This window comes from Chryseolinea soli (genome assembly GCF_003589925.1).
Classification (GTDB): Bacteria; Bacteroidota; Bacteroidia; order Cytophagales; family Cyclobacteriaceae; genus Chryseolinea; species Chryseolinea soli.
The window spans coordinates 945,935-963,171 of sequence record NZ_CP032382.1; the positions used below are offsets into that span (position 1 = coordinate 945,935).

General features: G+C 51.9%; 22 protein-coding genes. 7 read left to right on the top strand and 15 right to left on the bottom strand.

What is annotated here, in order from left to right:
- Positions 1-5: 5 nt before the first annotated feature.
- The 8 genes from D4L85_RS03805 to D4L85_RS03840 all read right to left on the bottom strand — a co-directional run bounded on the left by D4L85_RS03805 (position 6) and on the right by D4L85_RS03840 (position 7,322).
- Positions 6-602 (bottom strand): aminotransferase class IV, encoded by a 597-nt coding sequence (locus D4L85_RS03805; RefSeq protein WP_119753066.1) that lies wholly within the window; start codon positions 600-602, stop codon positions 6-8.
- Positions 586-1,554 carry an aminodeoxychorismate synthase component I gene (locus D4L85_RS03810; protein WP_119753067.1) on the bottom strand — a complete coding sequence of 323 codons (969 nt, stop codon included), beginning with the start codon at positions 1,552-1,554 and terminating at the stop codon, positions 586-588. The genes D4L85_RS03805 and D4L85_RS03810 overlap by 17 nt, the downstream gene beginning before the upstream one ends.
- 12 nt (positions 1,555-1,566) lie before the next feature.
- Complete coding sequence (locus tag D4L85_RS03815) at positions 1,567-2,196, bottom strand: 7-carboxy-7-deazaguanine synthase QueE (protein WP_119753068.1); 630 nt, start codon at positions 2,194-2,196, stop codon at positions 1,567-1,569.
- Between the two features lie 35 nt (positions 2,197-2,231).
- A complete protein-coding gene (locus D4L85_RS03820) occupies positions 2,232-3,128 on the bottom strand; it encodes a bifunctional 5,10-methylenetetrahydrofolate dehydrogenase/5,10-methenyltetrahydrofolate cyclohydrolase (protein ID WP_119753069.1) in 897 nt (298 codons plus the stop codon).
- Between the two features lie 144 nt (positions 3,129-3,272).
- On the bottom strand, positions 3,273-3,611 hold the full coding sequence (locus tag D4L85_RS03825; RefSeq protein ID WP_119753070.1) for a hypothetical protein: 339 nt from the start codon (positions 3,609-3,611) through the stop codon (positions 3,273-3,275).
- A gap of 31 nt (positions 3,612-3,642) precedes the next feature.
- Positions 3,643-5,427: a translation elongation factor 4 gene (gene lepA, locus D4L85_RS03830; RefSeq protein ID WP_119753071.1), complete on the bottom strand. Its 1,785-nt coding sequence runs from the start codon at positions 5,425-5,427 to the stop codon at positions 3,643-3,645.
- Positions 5,428-5,597: 170 nt separating this feature from the next.
- Positions 5,598-6,872, bottom strand: a complete 1,275-nt coding sequence (locus D4L85_RS03835) for a metal-dependent hydrolase family protein (RefSeq protein WP_119753072.1) — start codon at positions 6,870-6,872, stop codon at positions 5,598-5,600.
- A 51-nt stretch (positions 6,873-6,923) separates the two neighbouring features.
- Positions 6,924-7,322 (bottom strand): tellurite resistance TerB family protein, encoded by a 399-nt coding sequence (locus D4L85_RS03840; RefSeq protein WP_160143524.1) that lies wholly within the window; start codon positions 7,320-7,322, stop codon positions 6,924-6,926.
- Positions 7,323-7,439: 117 nt separating this feature from the next.
- On the opposite strand from D4L85_RS03840, the gene D4L85_RS03845 reads away from it, so the two are divergent.
- Together D4L85_RS03845 and D4L85_RS03850 are read left to right on the top strand one after the other, a co-directional pair.
- Complete coding sequence (locus tag D4L85_RS03845; protein ID WP_119753074.1) at positions 7,440-8,069, top strand: acyl carrier protein phosphodiesterase; 630 nt, start codon at positions 7,440-7,442, stop codon at positions 8,067-8,069.
- 29 nt (positions 8,070-8,098) lie between these two features.
- Positions 8,099-8,464, top strand: a complete 366-nt coding sequence (locus D4L85_RS03850; protein ID WP_119753075.1) for a hypothetical protein — start codon at positions 8,099-8,101, stop codon at positions 8,462-8,464.
- On the opposite strand, the gene thiL is transcribed toward D4L85_RS03850, so the two are convergent.
- Positions 8,465-9,502 carry a thiamine-phosphate kinase gene (gene thiL / locus D4L85_RS03855; RefSeq protein WP_119753076.1) on the bottom strand — a complete coding sequence of 346 codons (1,038 nt, stop codon included), beginning with the start codon at positions 9,500-9,502 and terminating at the stop codon, positions 8,465-8,467.
- Between the two features lie 143 nt (positions 9,503-9,645).
- Here thiL and D4L85_RS34315 point away from each other — a divergent pair, with 143 nt between their 5' ends.
- On the top strand, positions 9,646-9,807 hold the full coding sequence (locus tag D4L85_RS34315; protein ID WP_160143525.1) for a hypothetical protein: 162 nt from the start codon (positions 9,646-9,648) through the stop codon (positions 9,805-9,807).
- Positions 9,808-9,814: 7 nt separating this feature from the next.
- Here D4L85_RS34315 and mce read toward each other — a convergent pair whose 3' ends face one another.
- Entirely contained in the window at positions 9,815-10,213 is a 399-nt protein-coding gene (mce, locus tag D4L85_RS03865) for a methylmalonyl-CoA epimerase (RefSeq protein ID WP_119753078.1), read from the bottom strand.
- A 75-nt stretch (positions 10,214-10,288) separates the two neighbouring features.
- Here mce and D4L85_RS03870 point away from each other — a divergent pair, with 75 nt between their 5' ends.
- Both D4L85_RS03870 and D4L85_RS03875 read left to right on the top strand, forming a co-directional pair.
- A complete protein-coding gene (locus D4L85_RS03870; protein WP_228450765.1) occupies positions 10,289-10,702 on the top strand; it encodes a hypothetical protein in 414 nt (137 codons plus the stop codon).
- Between the two features lie 18 nt (positions 10,703-10,720).
- Entirely contained in the window at positions 10,721-11,047 is a 327-nt protein-coding gene (locus D4L85_RS03875; RefSeq protein WP_073142351.1) for a HesB/IscA family protein, read from the top strand.
- 184 nt (positions 11,048-11,231) lie between these two features.
- Here D4L85_RS03875 and D4L85_RS03880 read toward each other — a convergent pair whose 3' ends face one another.
- Positions 11,232-11,597 (bottom strand): hypothetical protein, encoded by a 366-nt coding sequence (locus D4L85_RS03880; protein WP_119753079.1) that lies wholly within the window; start codon positions 11,595-11,597, stop codon positions 11,232-11,234.
- Between the two features lie 168 nt (positions 11,598-11,765).
- Here D4L85_RS03880 and D4L85_RS03885 point away from each other — a divergent pair, with 168 nt between their 5' ends.
- Positions 11,766-12,104: a single-stranded DNA-binding protein gene (locus D4L85_RS03885; RefSeq protein ID WP_119753080.1), complete on the top strand. Its 339-nt coding sequence runs from the start codon at positions 11,766-11,768 to the stop codon at positions 12,102-12,104.
- Between the two features lie 65 nt (positions 12,105-12,169).
- Here D4L85_RS03885 and D4L85_RS03890 read toward each other — a convergent pair whose 3' ends face one another.
- From D4L85_RS03890 to D4L85_RS03905, 4 genes are all read right to left on the bottom strand, one after another.
- The gene (locus tag D4L85_RS03890) at positions 12,170-12,790 is read right to left on the bottom strand and encodes a hypothetical protein (protein WP_119753081.1); all 621 of its coding nucleotides are present in this window, start codon (positions 12,788-12,790) and stop codon (positions 12,170-12,172) included.
- Positions 12,791-12,871: 81 nt separating this feature from the next.
- Positions 12,872-13,105, bottom strand: a complete 234-nt coding sequence (locus D4L85_RS03895; RefSeq protein ID WP_160143526.1) for a hypothetical protein — start codon at positions 13,103-13,105, stop codon at positions 12,872-12,874.
- Between the two features lie 463 nt (positions 13,106-13,568).
- Positions 13,569-14,126: an outer membrane beta-barrel protein gene (locus tag D4L85_RS03900; RefSeq protein WP_160143527.1), complete on the bottom strand. Its 558-nt coding sequence runs from the start codon at positions 14,124-14,126 to the stop codon at positions 13,569-13,571.
- Between the two features lie 163 nt (positions 14,127-14,289).
- Positions 14,290-14,922, bottom strand: coding sequence for an outer membrane beta-barrel protein (locus D4L85_RS03905; RefSeq protein ID WP_160143528.1), 633 nt, complete (start codon positions 14,920-14,922; stop codon positions 14,290-14,292).
- 317 nt (positions 14,923-15,239) lie between these two features.
- On the opposite strand from D4L85_RS03905, the gene D4L85_RS03910 reads away from it, so the two are divergent.
- Positions 15,240-17,234 (top strand): BatA domain-containing protein, encoded by a 1,995-nt coding sequence (locus D4L85_RS03910; protein ID WP_119753085.1) that lies wholly within the window; start codon positions 15,240-15,242, stop codon positions 17,232-17,234.
- The last annotated feature ends 3 nt before the right edge of the window (positions 17,235-17,237 follow it).

Genomic DNA, 17,237 nt, shown 5'->3' on the forward strand with positions numbered 1-17,237 from the left:
TAAAACTAGAAAACAATGTTGGATACGTCAATTTCCGGGGACTCAAATTCCAGCATGGCGTTGATGAGCTTGAAGGTTTCGAATGTCTCGATGTCCTCCACGCGGATTTCTTCTTCGTGGATCACATCGTGCTCCAGCAATTTGGCACGTTGCGTTCCTTTGAGCAGGGCCGACCAGGGCGTGTACCAATGTTTGCCCCGGCGAAACACAATGTTGGCATACGAAGAATCAGTGACCAACCCGCGCTTCACGATCAGGATGTCGTCGCTGGCGTGGCGCAGTTCGTAGAGTTTGTTGATCGTTTTGCGATCGGCATATTTGAATTCGTACGAGATACGGTCGTGTTCGATCACGCGCAGGCTGTTTACGGGCTTGGGCGTGTAGGGCAAGAACTCCACCTCTTTGGATTGTTCGTCATACACAATGCGGCATTTGAACAATCCTTGCACCGGTTTCTCCAGGTGTTTTAGAAATTCCTCCAGGTCGAAATGTTCGAACTCACCACACAGCGTTTTCAGCGAACGGTTCATGCGCTGTTCGTGGTAGAACAGGTTCTGGTATTCGCCGTCCTGCAGCTTTATGGTTTCAAGTAAGAGGGACATATACTTTATCGATCACTTCCTGGTACTCCGATGCCGCCGTGCTTTGGGTGGTGATTCCACCGCCGCTCCGGTAGAAATAGCGGTCGCCTTGCTTTTCGATGAACCGTATCATCACACCACTGTCAAGCCTTTCGCCGTCGAATACGCCAAACACGCCTGTGTAGTATCCCCGCTGTTCTTGCTCCACGTCGCGGATGATCTCTAACGTCTTTGGCTTTGGCGCTCCACTCACCGACCCGGGGGGCAATAACCTTACCAAAATGTCGCCGATGTGGGCGGCATAATCCGCTTCCAGGTCGCCCACCACTTCCGAACTCACTTGCAATAAGGTTTTTGAGGCCGTTTGTATCTCTTCGATGTATCGAAAACGGGACACATGCACGCCGGAGGCCACCTGGCTCAAGTCGTTGCGAATCAGGTCTACAATGGTGACATGTTCAGCAATTTCCTTGGGATCGGCCAGCAATCTTTCGCGTGCCTGGGGCAAGGCGGCGTCCATCGTTCCCTTCATGGGAAAGCTGTAGATCTTTTTGTCTTTTATTTGGACAAAGATCTCGGGCGAAAACACCAGAAACCTGTTGTCAAACAGCAGTTTATAGCGTGCGCGGCTCAGGTAAAAGATGTCGCGCAGGGAGCGATCCGTCTTTACTTCCGTTTTCACGGTAAGGTTGGTCAGGAAAGAATCACCATAGGCCAGGTGGGCATAGACCGCTTCGAATTTGCGCTGATATTCCTGCTGGGGTAAGGGGATTTTTTCCAACGTAACCGAGCCGGTATGCGGCGTATTGTCGGCGTTGGTGATCCCCTGGATCCGGTAGAGCAGCTTCGTGGCGTCTACGTCCTGCAGGCGCATGAGCAACGGCTGTTGCATTTCAAAATCCACCACAAACAAAAAGGGGACCTTCTCCTGTCCCCACCGGTTCATGGTTGCCGCGAACGTTGTGATGTTCATGGAGGGCTTGTGCTAAGGGATGTTCATGTATTTATGAACTTGTAACGACACCTGCCACTGCGGGTTGGCTTTCACATAGTCGATGATGAGGGGAAGCATCTCTTTTTCTTTCGACCACTCGGGCTGCAGATACAGCTGGCAGTCGGGGCGAACCACCGCGGCAAATTCCGCTGCCCAGGCGAAGTCGCTTTTGTTGTAGACGATCACCTTCAACTCGTCGGCCTGGCCAAACACGGAAGGATGGGGTTCCTTGAATTTTTTGGGTGAGAAACACACCCAGTCCCACTGCCCGGTGAGCGGATACACGCCCGACGTTTCGATGTGGGTGCGCATGCCGTTAGCGTTGAGCGCTTGCGTTAACGCCGTGAGATCGTGCATGGCGGGCTCGCCGCCGGTGACCACTACGATTTCTGTACCACTGGCTTTGGCCCGTTCCATCATGGTGTCGACGCTCACGGACGGGTGCGCATTCACATCCCACGATTCCTTGACGTCGCACCACACGCAACCCACGTCGCATCCACCGAGGCGGATGAAATAGGCGGCGCTCCCCTGGTAGAATCCTTCACCCTGGATGGTGTAGAAGTCTTCCATGAGGGGAAGGGTTGTTACCTGATTTTTTTCTTTGATTTCCACAGCCATGATCTTCGCGTGCTTACCAGCAAGTCGTCCGTGTGCTACGGATGGCGCAGCTCGGTGGCGCGCAGGGTGTTCAGCAAGAGCGATACGATGGTCATCGGCCCCACACCACCGGGTACGGGGGTGATGTACGATGCTTTGGGTGCTACGTTTTTAAAATCAACGTCTCCTTTGATGGCCCATCCTTTCGGATATTCGGGGCCCTCCACGCGGGTGGTGCCAATGTCGATGACGATGGCACCTTCCTTCACCATGTCGGCGGTGATCAAGCCGGGTTTGCCAACAGCGGTCAACAAGATGTCGGCAGAACGTGTGTAGCTCGGCAGGTCTTTGGTGAATTTGTGGCAGATCGTTACGGTGGCGCGACCTTGTTCGGTCAACATCATGCTGAGGGGCGCACCGGCAATGCGGCTTGCACCTACTACCACGGCATGTTTCCCTTCCGTGTCTATAGCGTAGCGGCGCAGCAGTTCCATGACACCGTAGGGTGTTGCAGGCAAAAGCAGCGGGCTTTTTGAAATAATGCTTCCGAAGTTATGGTTGGTGAATCCGTCCACATCTTTATCGGAACGGATCTTCTCGGTGATGTTCTCTACAGAAATGTGTGCGGGCAATGGCAACTGCACGATGAAGCCATCCACATCGTCGTCGTTGTTCACATGGTCGATGTGTTTCATGAGGCGTTCTTCGCTGATGGTGTCGGCAAAGCGCATCATCGTGTAGTGGAACCCTACGCTTTTGCAGGCTTTCACTTTATTGTCGACATACGTTTGGCTGGCACCGTCGTCGCCCACCAGAATGATCGCCAGGTGAGGGATTTTTTTGCCAAGCGTTTTGCGCTCAGCCACCTTCGCGGCAATTTCATCCTTGATATCGGACGACACTTTTTTGCCGTCGATGAGTGTGTAAGTGGTGGTTTGCAAGTCCTGCGTCATTCTATCTGATATTCTACTTTTTTACATGTCTACCGACCTGTTGCGCTTACTCTGAACGTCAAAGCCTCAGGCCATTTTTCTGGATCAACTGGATGAAAAGTTTCTCCCCTCTTTCGGTACGTCTGTCGCTTCTTTCAAATCGGTCTAAAAAATACTTAGTCGACGTTTCCATTCGGGCCTCGGATTTCGCGAGCTGAGCATCGAGTTTCGCTGCGCGGGCATCGGCTCTTCGCATACGGGCTTCGAATTCTTCCCGCCATTTCGCCGACCGGGCTTCAAATTCCGCCCCCATTTCGCCACCCGAGAATCGAATTCCGCATCAAATTTCTCCATGCGCCCCTCTTGCTTCTCAAGACGAGCTTCCGCTTTCACCATGCGTTGGATCGTCAGATCCAACCGCTTACCAAATTTTTTCATGTTGCTCTCGAGGCGATCCAGGTGGATCAGCATTTCAGCAATGACTTCATCATAATTTCTCTCCATAACGGTTTAATTTCGTAATACAACGGTTAATTTAATCAATTTTCAGAACCGCCATAAAGGCCTCCTGCGGGATTTCCACGTTGCCTACCTGGCGCATGCGTTTCTTTCCTTTCTTCTGTTTCTCCAGCAGCTTGCGCTTACGGGAGATATCGCCACCGTAGCATTTTGCCAACACGTTCTTGCGGATAGCGCTGATGTTTTCGCGGGCCACAACCTTCTGGCCAATGGCCGCCTGGATGGCGATCTCGAACATCTGGCGTGGGATGAGCTCGCGCAGTTTTTCGCAAAGCTTGCGTCCCCAGTCCTGTGACTTGCCGCGGTGCACGATGGCGCTCAGCGCGTCCACTTTCTCGCCGTTCAGCATGATGTCGAGCTTCACCATGTCGGATTCGCGGAAGCCGATGAGGTGATAGTCGAGGGAAGCATATCCGCGGGAGATGGATTTCAGTTTGTCGAAGAAGTCAAATACAATTTCGGACAGCGGCATTTCAAACGACATCTCCACGCGATCGGTGGTGAGGTAGTTTTGATTGATGATGCTTCCGCGCTTGTCCATGCACAGGCCGATGATGGGCCCGATATATTCTGATTTCGAAATGATCTGCGCTTTGATGTAGGGTTCCTCAATGCTTTTCATCCGTGTAGGATCCGGCATTTCGGAAGGGGCATTGACAAAGATTTGTGTTCCATCCGTCAGAAATGCCTGGAATTGCACCGAGGGCACCGTGGTGATCACGGTCATGTTAAACTCGCGCTCCAAACGTTCCTGGATGATCTCCATGTGGAGCATGCCGAGGAATCCGCAGCGGAAGCCAAAGCCAAGCGCGGCCGACGTCTCCAGTTCCCACACCAGCGACGCGTCGTTGAGCTGCAACTTTTCCATGGATGCACGCAATTCTTCAAATTCTGTCGTGTCCACGGGATAGATACCCGCAAACACCATGGGCTTCACTTTTTCGAATCCTTTCAAGGCCTCGCCGGGATTGAGCACGTTTGTGATCGTGTCGCCGACGTGCACTTCACTGGCCACCTTGATACCGGAAATGAGATAGCCTACGTTGCCCGTGCTGATCTCATTCTTGGGTTGTTTGTCGAGTTTCAGGATACCGATCTCATCGGCACCGTATTCTTTGTCGGCGTTCACAAATTTGATCTTATCACCTTTGCGGATGGTGCCGTTGAATACGCGGAAGTAGATCTCGATGCCACGGAATGAGTTAAACACCGAGTCAAAGATCATGGCCTGCAGGGGTGCCTTGGGATCGCCTTTAGGGGCCTTGATGCGGGTGACTACCGCGCGCAATATTTCTTCGATGCCTTTCCCTTCTTTTGCGCTGGCGCGGATCACATCTTCGCGCTTGCAGCCCACCAGCTCCACAATTTCGTCGGTCACCTCTTCAGGCATGGCATGGGGCAAGTCGATCTTGTTCATGACCGGGATGATCTCCAGGTCGTGTTCCAGCGCGAGATACAGGTTCGATATGGTCTGGGCTTCGATGCCCTGGCTGGCGTCTACAATGAGGAGGGCGCCTTCGCAGGCAGCAATGGAACGCGACACTTCATAAGAAAAATCCACGTGGCCCGGGGTGTCGATCAGGTTGAGCACATAGTTTTTTCCATCCAGGGTATAGTTCATTTGGATGGCGTGGGACTTGATCGTGATCCCCTTTTCTTTTTCCAGGTCCATGTTGTCCAATACCTGGGCTTCCATCTGGCGCTCGTTCAGGGTGCCGGTGAATTCCAGCAGTCGGTCGGCTAGTGTGCTTTTGCCGTGGTCAATGTGTGCGATGATGCAAAAATTGCGGATGTTTTCCATGCTCTCAGTCTCCTAAATCGGGCAAAATTCCCATTTCGCGGGCTATTTCCGCATGGGGGTTTGCTCCTGTCCTTGTTTAAGACTGCAAAAGTAGGAATTACAACGATCAATGAGTAGGGAACCATGAACAATGGAAAAGAAAAGTCCATTGTTCATGGCGGGTTGGTGGTTTATTGTTTTATCACGACACCTTCCTTCATGACGAAGCTCACTTTTTCCATGGTTTTAATGTTTTGGAGCGGGTTTTCGTCGGTGGCCACGATGTCGGCCAATTTGCCCGTTTCGATCGAACCAAACTTGTCAGACATCCCCAGGATGCCGGCAGGAACGATGGTGGCCGACTTGATCGCTTCCATGGGCGGCATGCCCGCTTCGACCATAAAACCGAATTCTTTGGCGTTGTCGCCGTGCGGATATACCCCGGCATCCGTACCGAAGGCTATTTTAACACCGCGTTTGTAGGCTTTTCTAAACGTTTCCTGGATCTGAGGGCCGATTTCCAAGGCTTTGGGCACCACCAACGGGTGGTAATAGCCCGGCACTTTGGCCTGCTCAGCCACAAATTTTCCGGCGGAGATGGTGGGTACGAAGAAGGTCCCTTTTTGCTTCATCAGGTCCATGATCTCTTCGGTCATTTTCGTGCCGTGTTCAATGGTGGTGATTCCCGCGAGCACCGCGCGTTTCATGCCTTCGGCACCGTGTGCGTGGGCTGCGGTGTGCATGCCATATTCTTTTGCCGTTTCGATGATCGCTTTCAATTCCTCGTCAGTGAACTGGGGACCGGAGCCATCCTTGGCGATACTGAGCACGCCCCCGGTGGCGGTTATTTTGATCATATCAGAACCCTCCTTGTAGCGTTGACGCACGGCCTTCCGGGCATCGTCGGGACCGTTGATGACGCCCTCTTTAGGACCTGGATCGCCCATCAGGTCTTTGCGATAGCCGTTCGTGGGATCGGCATGCCCACCCGTGGTGGCAATGGATTTCCCTGCCGAAAAGATGCGCGGCCCTACGGCAATGCCTTGATTGATCGCATTGCGCAGCGCGGTGTTCACGCCCGAGCCACCCAGATCGCGTACGGTGGTGAACCCGGCCATAAGCGTTTTACGGGCATAGGACGCGGCGCGAAAGGCGACGTCGGCGTCGTTAAGTGTGAAGCGCTGGAGGGCCTGGTCTTTGCTGGTCTCGCTTTCGAGATGGACGTGCATGTCGATGAGTCCGGGCATGACGGTCTTCTTGCTAAGGTCGATGAGCACGTCGCTGGTGCCGGGTTTTGAAAACCCTTTTTCGATGGCGGTGATCTTGTTGCCTTCCACCACGATGGTCATCTGGGGCTGGACGTCGTTGGTCTTGCCGTCGATGAGGTTGCCGCAGTGGACGTAGGTTTTCTGCGCATAGCTCACGAGAGAAGCCATGCACAAAAGCAGGAGGTAAATTTTCTTCATACAGTTTTAGGTTAATGAGGGAAAGATAGGCTTGAAAAGAAAAATGACAATTTAATGATGGAGGTATTTCTGCACCAACGATTTCAAACCGCTCATTTCATCGGTGCCCATGGCGCCGGCTTTTACGTGGAGCAGCAGCTCGAACATCACCTGCTGATCGTAGCCCAGGTTGGAAGCGATCTTGGAGCAGAACATGATCTCCTCTTTGTACATGCGCTCGTCGATCTTCATGAGCTGCACCAGCGAGAAAAGATAGTCGAACTTCCGGTCGTCGGAGAGGTCTTCGGGGACGATGAGGTCGTGGCGTTTGTCGAACAGCGGTTTCACCTCGTCGGGGTAAACGTTGTTGGCCCGGCCGATGTTAATGATATAGTTCCGCTCCCGGTCGGCTACGGTGCCGTCTATTTGAGCGAGGCTGATCAGCAATTTCATTTGGGCAAGTGCAGACATGGTAGTTTAGTTAAGGTTAAGGCGTATCAACGGGACAGACGAGGGTAAACTGAACATGATCACTATGAACGTCCAACCTAAGAACTTAATAACAAATAACCAATACCTTTACGCGGCATGAATTTTTTGGCGCACATTTATTTATCGGGAAACAATCCGTCGGTGATGGTGGGCAACTTCATCGGCGATTTTGTGAAGGGCCGGAACCTGCTGGAACAATTTGGTGACGGCATTGCCAAAGGGATCGCCTTGCACCGCGAGATCGATGCCTTCACCGACCGCCACCCCGTGGTGCTGCAAAGCAAAACCCGGCTGCGGCCCAAGTACAGACACTACGCACCGGTGATCGTCGATGTTTTCTATGACCATTTTCTTTCCCGGTACTGGGACCAGTATCACGCACAACCCCTCCCCGACTTCGCCCGCGAGGCCTATCTTTTTTTAGAAAGCCAAAGCGATGTGTTGCCCGAAGGGGTCCGCCATTTGCTGCCACACATGAAACGCGGCAACTGGCTGCTGAACTATGGCAACCTGCAAGGCCTGCAGCGTGCCCTCAGCGGATTGGCCAGCCGAACCCGGCACGACTCGCACATGGAACAGTCGGTCCAGGACTTAGAAAAATCTTATGACGCCTTTAAAGCCGAGTTCGAAACGTTTTTCCCGGACCTCATTGCCATGTCGCGCTCCTTTTTGGACCCGCTACCCGGACCGGTGTTTCCACTCCCTCTATCCAACGGTCAGCATTAATCTTTTACCTTTACACTACAATTTTTTGTATGCACAACGACCCCGAACTCAGCGGCAAATATCTCGGCACCATCTCACAAGACTTTGTGCGGGTAGCCGACACCTTGAAGGAAGCCTCCTACCAGATCAGGACAGCAGGTTTTGAATATCCCATTTTCCCGCTTTGCAAAGAAGAACAACCCATCGGTCAGATGCTGATGGCCCCCGCCGTGAACGGCACCGCCTGGTTTTACTATGCTTCTTTTTTTGACGAATTCCTGCAGCGCGGCCTGATCACCCCCGACAAGGTGGACGACTTTAAGGCCGCCTACAAAGATCCCGATGAGTTTTGCTGTCTTTTCGTGGTCGATCAGCAGTTCACCAACTTCGTCTTCATCCCCTTCCCCGAAGATTGATCACGACCGGAAATGGTCCCAACCCTGGGCCCGCAACGGTACCACTGTACCTCCCTTGGTGATGAGCACGTTCTGATCCTTGCGGTCGTGCACATAGCCGATGAAATGGATGTCGGGATGATTCTTGATCTTCTCCTGGTCGGCTTGCGAGATCGTGAAGAGCAGCTCATAGTCTTCGCCGCCATTCAGCGCGCACGTTACAGGGTCGAGGTTGAATTCGACGGCGGTCTCATACGTAAGATGATCGATGGGAATTTTGTCTTCATAGATCCTGATGCCGACACCCGAGTTTCGCGCGATGTGCAGAAGTTCCGACGCCAACCCGTCGGAAACATCGATCATTGAGGTGGGTTTCACGCCGGCTTCCTCTAAATCGAAAACAATGTCGGTGCGCGCTTCGGGTTTTAATTGCCGGCCGACGAGGTATTCATATTTTTCTATGTTGGGTTCCATGTTGGGGTCGGCGAGAAACACCTGCTTTTCGCGCTCCAGCACCTGGAGTCCCATAAAAGCGGCGCCCAGGTCACCCGTGGCGCAAAGGATATCGTTGACTTGCGCACCACTACGATAGGCGATCTTCTCCCGCCGGGCGCGCCCGATCACGGAAATGGAGATGACCAACCCGGACGTGGATGACGTGGTGTCGCCACCGACAAGATCAACGCCATAATTTTGGCAAGCCGTGCGGATGCCGGCGTATAATGCGTCGATCGCCTCCACGGAAAAGCGGTTGCTCAACGCCAGACTCACCGTGATCTGTTCGGCCTTTCCATTCATCGCCGCAATGTCGGACACATTCACGGCCACGGCTTTGTAGCCCAGGTGATGGATGGGCACATACGACAAATCGAAGTGAATGCCTTCCACCAGCATGTCGGTGGAAACCAGGATACAATCCTGGTCATGACCTTGAATAACGGCCGCATCATCGCCAATGCCGGTGAGGGTTGTGGGGTTGGTGAGGGTGACGTTTTTGTGGATGCGGTCGATCAATCCAAACTCGCCCAGGTTACTTATCTCCGATCTGTTCTCGCTCATACGTTTTTATGACTGTTTAGAGAATGATCGTCTTCGTCGTCCGAAGCAACCATTCATCCTGCAAAAGTAAGATTATCGATGAATATGACAGATTTGAGTCTTATATTCGGTGTACCTATGCACTGGTGAAAACTACGACCCCCATGAAAAAAATTACCGGCCTTCTGCTCATCCTGTTTTTCGTATTGGGCGCTTGCAGCTCGCCGAAGCCGTATTACAAAACCGCCAAGGGAAAGAAAAAGACGAAATACTACAACGACATCCAATTTGGCGGCAAAAGCGCCAGTCAGATGAAGAAACCTTGATGGTTGCCTAGAGGTCTTGGCAGAGCTCGATCAGCACTCCGCCAGTGGTTTTGGGATGGAGGAAGCAGATCATCTTATTGTCGGCCCCTTTTTTAGGCACATCGTTTATGACCTCGAAACCCTTCTTTTTATAATCTTCCATGCTGCTGCGGATATCGCTCACCGCAAACGCGAGATGGTGCACGCCTTCACCCTTTTTTTCGATGAATTTGGCGATGGGCGAATCGTCGCGGGTGGCTTCCAGGAACTCGATTTTCACCCCGCCGATCTCAAAAAACGACGTCCGCACGCCTTCTGAGGCCACTTCCTCGATCTTGTAGTGCTCGCGTCCCAGCAGGGTTTCAAAGACAGAATGTGCATTTTTGAGGCTTTTAACTGCGATTCCGATGTGTTCAAGTTTTTCCATAATTGTTAACTTTGTACCCCAAACAAGAAACTTTTAGGGGAAATCGAAAGTTTAAACTGTGAAACTTTGGCATCTATGATCGAGACACTCAGCGAAATGCACGTAGAAGCGGCCCGCATACAACAAGAAATCAAGGACTACCTGGGCTTGCGCACGTCGGACCTCGTGTTTGAGTACAGCACGGTGGATGGCCACAAAGTGAAACTGGACCTCATCACCATCAACCCGCGCCACAACCAGGCTTTCCTGTTCCACAACGAAACGGGAGCCGACAAAGTGGATGCACTAAAGAAAATGCTGGCCTACGTGCAGCAGTATAAAGAGAAAGAGAATTCCTATACGATACAATGGGTTGCCAAAGGCGACACGGAATTGCACACGTCCTACTTCAAGGCCAGCAATATCCTCGACGCCCTGCAAAAGCTGTACTACGGACGCGATATGAATACGCTTACCGTTTTCAGTGTAGTGCTCAATCCGATTTCATAAAACAAGAACATTCAGACTATGATCAGCGTAACCGATAAAGCAAAAGAACGGATCATCGCCCTCCGCACCGAAGAAGGCAAGCCGGACAACAACAACATTCGCGTGCTCGTGAAAGGCGGTGGTTGCTCGGGACTTATGTATGATCTCAACTTCGACGATGAGATCAAGCCCGCCGACCAGATCTTTGAAGACAAGGGTATCAAAATCCTGGTCGACAAGAAAAGCCTTCTCTATTTGTTGGGCACCACGCTCGACTTTTCGGATGGACTGAACGGAAAGGGTTTCCAATTCATCAATCCCAACGCCACACGCACCTGCGGTTGTGGTGAGAGCTTCGCGGTTTAATCTCAGCGCATATCGATGCGTTGGCACCTCCGGGTTACTCCGGAAGGTTCTTAAACTCACTATATTTTATGAATGGGGCGAAACGCTTCATTTCTGATAGATGGCAATCCGCGACGGGGGTTGCCATTTTTGTTTCAAAGCGCCCTGCACAGATCCCCGATGCGGAAATCAAAATACTTATTGATCAATGGGGTGGTCTTGTCACCAGGAGCAGATCGCCATCCTTCAAAAGAATGTAGCCCTGATCAAAGCAATAGTAATAGCGGCCTTCACTTCCCGATTCGTCGATGTTGGTGAAATAGGTAAAGTCAAAGCCCCGGTGGCGAAGTTTGTTGCCATCGACTCTGGTTTTGCCGGTGTGGTTGAGGTCCTTCAGAATGCGGCGGTTCCGGCGAAGCACGTGGATGACCGAGCGCATGTAGTGGGTTTCGGAGCTGTTGATGCGATTGTTGTAGTTGGCGCGGCAGTGATCGTCACAAAATTTCTTATCGGCCCTTCCCTTAATAAGTGCCCCACATTCCTGGCAAAATTTGTGAACGTGATCTGACATAAAATAACCAACAACTTGATGATCGAATATAACCGAAATTAAACGTTTATCATACGACTAGCTATAATTTCTTGATTGATCTTCGTGAAGCGATCTGGCGGCGGGTAGCCCTGGTGTTGGGTGATCGTTTCCGCCTGATGTTTATCCATTATTATACCAAAACCACCTATGAAAAATCTAAAGAACAGCGTACGGCTTATCGGCCACCTGGGCAAGGACCCCGAGGTGCGTGTCTTCGAAAGCGGCAGCAAGAAGGTGTCCTTCAGCCTGGCCACCAACGACACGTATAAAAACGACAAAGGCGAGAAGGTAGTCGACACCCAGTGGCACAACCTGGTCATGTGGGGCAAGCTGGCCGACATTGCCGAAAAATATTTAAAGAAAGGTAACGAGATCGCCGTGGAGGGCCGCTTGATCCACCGTGAATATGAGGCCAGTGCGGGAGAAAAAAGATATTTCACCGAGATCAATGTCGGCGAGCTATTAATGTTAGGAGCGAGCAAATAAACCAAAATGCCCGTTGAGCGTAAACAAAAGCCTGACGATGTTCGTCAGGCTTTTTATAGTTCTGATTAGTTCTGTTTTTTCACAAAAAAAAGCGCGCCAAGATGCAAACCGAGGTAGCTGTTGGAAACACGCGCCGTAATGCCGGGCTCGATGACCCTGGAGCTTGGGATGAAATTATAGTCGACGGAAAGACTGATCCGGTCAAAAAGGTCGATCCCAATACGCGGACAAAATCCAACTTTCCTTTCGGCCGCCGTGAGGGACGTGCCGCCACTAAACAAATTCGGGTTCCTTTCCCCGGGTTTGTTGTAGCGCACGGGCGATAACGCGCAAAGTCCAAGACCGGCGCCAACGAAAACGCGAGTCTTGCCGGTGCCCAGATAATACTTTCCAGTGAGCATATAGGATCCACGAAATATCTGTTCGTACGATCTGCCGTCGTCGAGTCCAAATTTGGCGAGAACGAGCCACTCGGCCCTTAGACCTACCGTCACAACATCTGTAAGATCGTATGTAGGCTCAACGTAGGTTAACGCACCCGCTCTTCTCCACAAGTTGTTGTGTGGGATGGCGACGCCGCCGCCAAAACCGATTTTAATCCTCTGAGACGTTGTCCGGGTGGTTTGCGCTTGTGTTTTGAACGCAAACACGAGGAACAAGCACGCTAACCATAACTTATTTTTCATAGCAGGTAAAATGGAAAGTCAAGCAATAAAGACAGACGTTTTTAATATTGCAATAGCTGTGCCGTTGTAAATCATACAGGTTCACTTCTCCCCGGGTTTCTTCGCGAATAAGTTGACGCCAATATGAAGGCCGAAGTAGCTATTCTTTGTGCTGCCCTCATAGCCAGGCTTGATGACCGGAGACGAGGGAATAAAATTATAGTCCACCGAAAACACAAAGCGTTCGAATTCAAGGCCTACACGGGGGTAATATCCAAACTTTGTTTCGGCAGCGGTAATGCCATCGCCGCCCATGTCTCCGGCGAGCAACCACAATATGTCAAAACTCGAGCGGGTATGAATGCCAGGAACATAGTAGAAGCCAAGTCCGGCCCCTGCGAAGACCCGGGCTTTCCATTGTTAAGATAGTACTTAATGTTGGCAGTATAAGTTCCGAACAGGGAGGCCCTGTATCGTTCTCCATCGGGCAATCCAATAGTGACGAGGGCCCATTCTGCCCGGATACCCACCCGAAGCGCATTGGAAACGGGATAGGAAGGCTCGAGATACATCAATACACCTGGTCCGGAAGCCGGGCCAGTCGGAATAGCCAGTCCGCCACCGACCCCAAGCCTGAATTTCTCAAACACTTGGGCATGTGCCGCCAGCGCGATGAGGATAGCCAGCGATGCAAGTCCTATTTTCATTTTCATAGCCATAAACGTGTTGCCTGGTTAGTCAGCGTTAGAGACACCATTTCGTGTCAACAGGTTGGAAGGACCTGTCTCAAAGGCAACGTCTATTTAGGTCCACCCCCAATGTTTACCCCAATGTGGATAGCCAGATAGTTGTAATCTATTTTGTCTGACATCGGAAGGACATTGTAGTCGGCCGAGAAGGTGAATTGACCAAGATCAAAGCCTGCACGCGGATAAAATCCAATCGCCAGCCCGAATGAGCTGAAGTTCGTGCTCAGGTTTCCCTGGTTTAGATCCTGTTCGGCTATATAATAAAAACCCAGACCGGCCCCGACGAAGGGGCGGAGATCACCCGACATCAAACGGTTTATATAGTACTGGCCATTGAACGTATAGGACGAGAGAATTGATGGCTTGGTCCTGTCATTGGGAGAAAATCGATTGGGTGGGAAGGCGATCTCCAGGTGAAAGCTCAACACCCAATTATCGTTGATACGACCAGCGGGTTCAAGATAAAAGAGTGGCGCACTTTCGGTACGGGCGCCAAACGGAATATCATAACCTCCACCAATCCCCAGTCTAAATTTCTTGAAATTCTGCGCGGACGCAGCAAAGGACAGCAGAGTGACAAGACAAGCCAGCAAAATTTTGTTGGTCATAATAGTTACATCGGTATAGGAAGGATAAAGATATGAATTTTCACCACAACCGTGTCGTTGATTTTTTAGTAGAACAAATCTCTCCTGCAACGAAACTACCAGTGACAGGCTTATAAAAAAAATCCTATGATGATCCATCGGACTCCACGATCAACGTTCGCTATTATTTTCTTCCACCACCAAAGTTCGCCCCGAGGCGGACACCGAGGTAACTGTTCCTGAAGCTCGCGTCGCTTCCGGAAACCGTGGTCCTGGCGTTTGGAATAAAATTATAATCGATCGAAAGCGTGAAGTGACCCACATCAAAACCGAAACGCGGATAGAATCCAAACTTCGATTGCGCGTCGCTAAGGCTTACCGATTCCGCATGGGTTTGGGGTTGTCCTTGTCCTGTCGGATCAATCCCATCGAGTACAATAACGTCGGTCTTGATAGCCGACAGGTTGTAGAGACCAAGCCCGACACCTAAAAAGGGGCGGAAATTATTTATGCCGAGGTAGTACTGCATGTTCAGCGTGTACGATGCCTGGCTTGACAGATCAAAAGTTTCCATATCGATGGCACTGCCGGAAAGTCCGCTGGCGACCATGGCCCACTCCATCCGCAAGCCCAGCGAGTAGGCATCGCCGAGGCGGCAAGAGGGTTCGAGATAGACGAGGCCTCCTCCCTGAGAGCCACTTCCCGAAGGTCTGGCGTAGCCAACGCCGATGCCTACTCTAAACTTCTTGAAATTCTGGGCGGGTGCTGCCAGGAAGCACGCGAGGGCGAAACACGTAAGTAACAATTTGGTTTTCATAGCCATTAACATTTTTTGGTTTAGTGCTATAAAGAAAAAGCGCCCTACTGCAAATGGATTGCAGTGGGACGCTTTCTGTATTTTTTTAATGCTCCCTATAGGGCAATGTTGTCGGGAGATGATATTTTTTTTGAAGGTGACGGCTGGTTTTTAGCTAATTCGTCGTTGAAGGTTCAGGGCTAAAGCCCTTCCGGGTAGTCTGTATACCCCAGACTAAAGGCTGGGGTGTTGCCATCCAAAGTGCTGATGGTCGGGTTAGTTCGGTCGTTTATAGGAGCGGGTGTCGGAAGCATCCTTTTTTAATTAGTTTTGTTCGCATGAGTTTTTTATACCCTTCTTTTCTGTGGGCGCTGGGCGCACTCTCCATACCCGTTATCATCCATTTATTTAATTTCAGAAGAACCATCCGGGTATATTTTTCGAATACGCGGTTCCTCCGGCAGGTGAAAGAGGTGACCACGGCCAAGCGGCGCCTGAAACACTACCTGGTTCTGGCGGCGCGGTTGCTGTTCTTGTTTTTCCTGGTCATCACGTTTAGCCAGCCGGTTATTCCGGCCCGCGAGCAAGTGGGCACAGGGCAGAACATTTTGCTTTACCTGGACAATTCGCAGAGCATGTCGGCCCTCACCGACGACAAGACACGGGGGCTGGATGCCGGGGTGAGCTTTGCGCGGAGCATCGTGGAGGTGTTTCCGCCTGACACGCGCTACCGGCTGATCACAAACGATTTTTCACCTTTTTCCAATACCTATAAAACCAAGGCTGAAGTGCTGGACCTGCTCACGCAGATCCGTCTTTCGCCCGTGAGCCGTTCCCAGGTCGAAATACAGGAGCGGATTCGCCAGGAAGGCGCCAAGCGCGATCGCGAGATCTTTTGGATCTCCGACTTTCAAAAGTCCACCCTGGGGCAGGTGACGGCCCCCGACAGCACGACGCGCCTGCACCTGGTGCCCATTGGCTATGGCCAGTTGTCGAACGTTTTTATCGATTCGGCTTATCTCGAGAATCCGTTTTCGGCAGGGGGCGGGAAGAACGTGTTGCACGTCAAGATACGCAACGACGGCCGCAAGGACGTGACCCAACTCAACCTGAAGCTGACCCTGAATGGCGTGCAGGCGGGAACCTCGCTGCTGGACATCGCCCAAGGCGGCATTGCCGAGACCACCTTTGACCTTGCCACGGGATTATCGGGGCTGAACGAAGCCCGGCTCACCTTCAACGACTTCCCGGTGAGCTTCGACAATGAATTTTATCTTGCCCTGAACTTCACCGACAAGATCCGGGTGGTGGAGATCAAGAGCAGCCCAGCACCCACGGTGGTTGAAAAAGTGTTTGGCAACAAGGACGTATTCGATTTTGCCTCCTACCCGGTGAACAATTTCAACTACGGGTTGTTGCCCCAGGCCGATCTGGTGGTGGTGAATGGGCTCAACAGCATCGACGCTTCCTTAGGGGGAGCGTTGCGCCGCTATATCCTGGACAACGGCACGTTGCTGCTGGCCCCCGGCACGTCGCCGGACGTGACGAGCCTGAAAAATTTCCTGCAATTGGCCACGTTGAAAGACACCGAGAACAAAGCCACGCTGGAATTGGACCGCCCCGACTTCTCGAATCCCTTTTTTGAAAATGTGTTTGAAGAGCGCTCGGTTTCCCTGGCCATGCCCAAGGCCATCCGCCGGCTGGATTGGGGAGGCGACAACTCGGCATTGCTGAAATTCAAGGACGGCCAGCCCTTTCTTTCGCTTTTCCCGCAGCGCGGCAAGGTCTATGTGCTGGCCAGCGCCCTGGATGCTTCCCAGACCGACTTCTTTAACCACGCCATCTTTGTGCCCGTGATGTATCGCATCGCCGCCAGCGGCAAAAAGAACGACCTGAAACCTTACTACACGCTGCTGGAAGATTTCATCACCCTGCATGTGGACAGCCTGAGGGGCGAGGAGCCCTTGCGGTGGGAGGGCGCCGAGGAGGTGATCCCTGCGCAGCGCACCGTGAACGACGACGTCATTTTCGACATCCCCAAATTCTCGATCAGCCGGGGTTTCTATAAGGTGGTGATGCGCCGCGACACCATTAATCTGCTGGCTTTCAACCTCGACAAGGCCGAATCGCTGATGGACCAATATTCGGGGCCCGAAATGAAGCAGTTGCTGGGCGGTGGCGACAACATCACTATTTTCGAGGTTGGCTCAGCCGACGCTTTCAGCAAAGAAATAAAGGAGCGATATTTGGGCACCCCATTATGGAAATACGCGCTTTTGCTGGCCCTGACCTTCCTTTTGGCGGAGATCCTGTTGATCAGGTTTATGAAGTAGTAA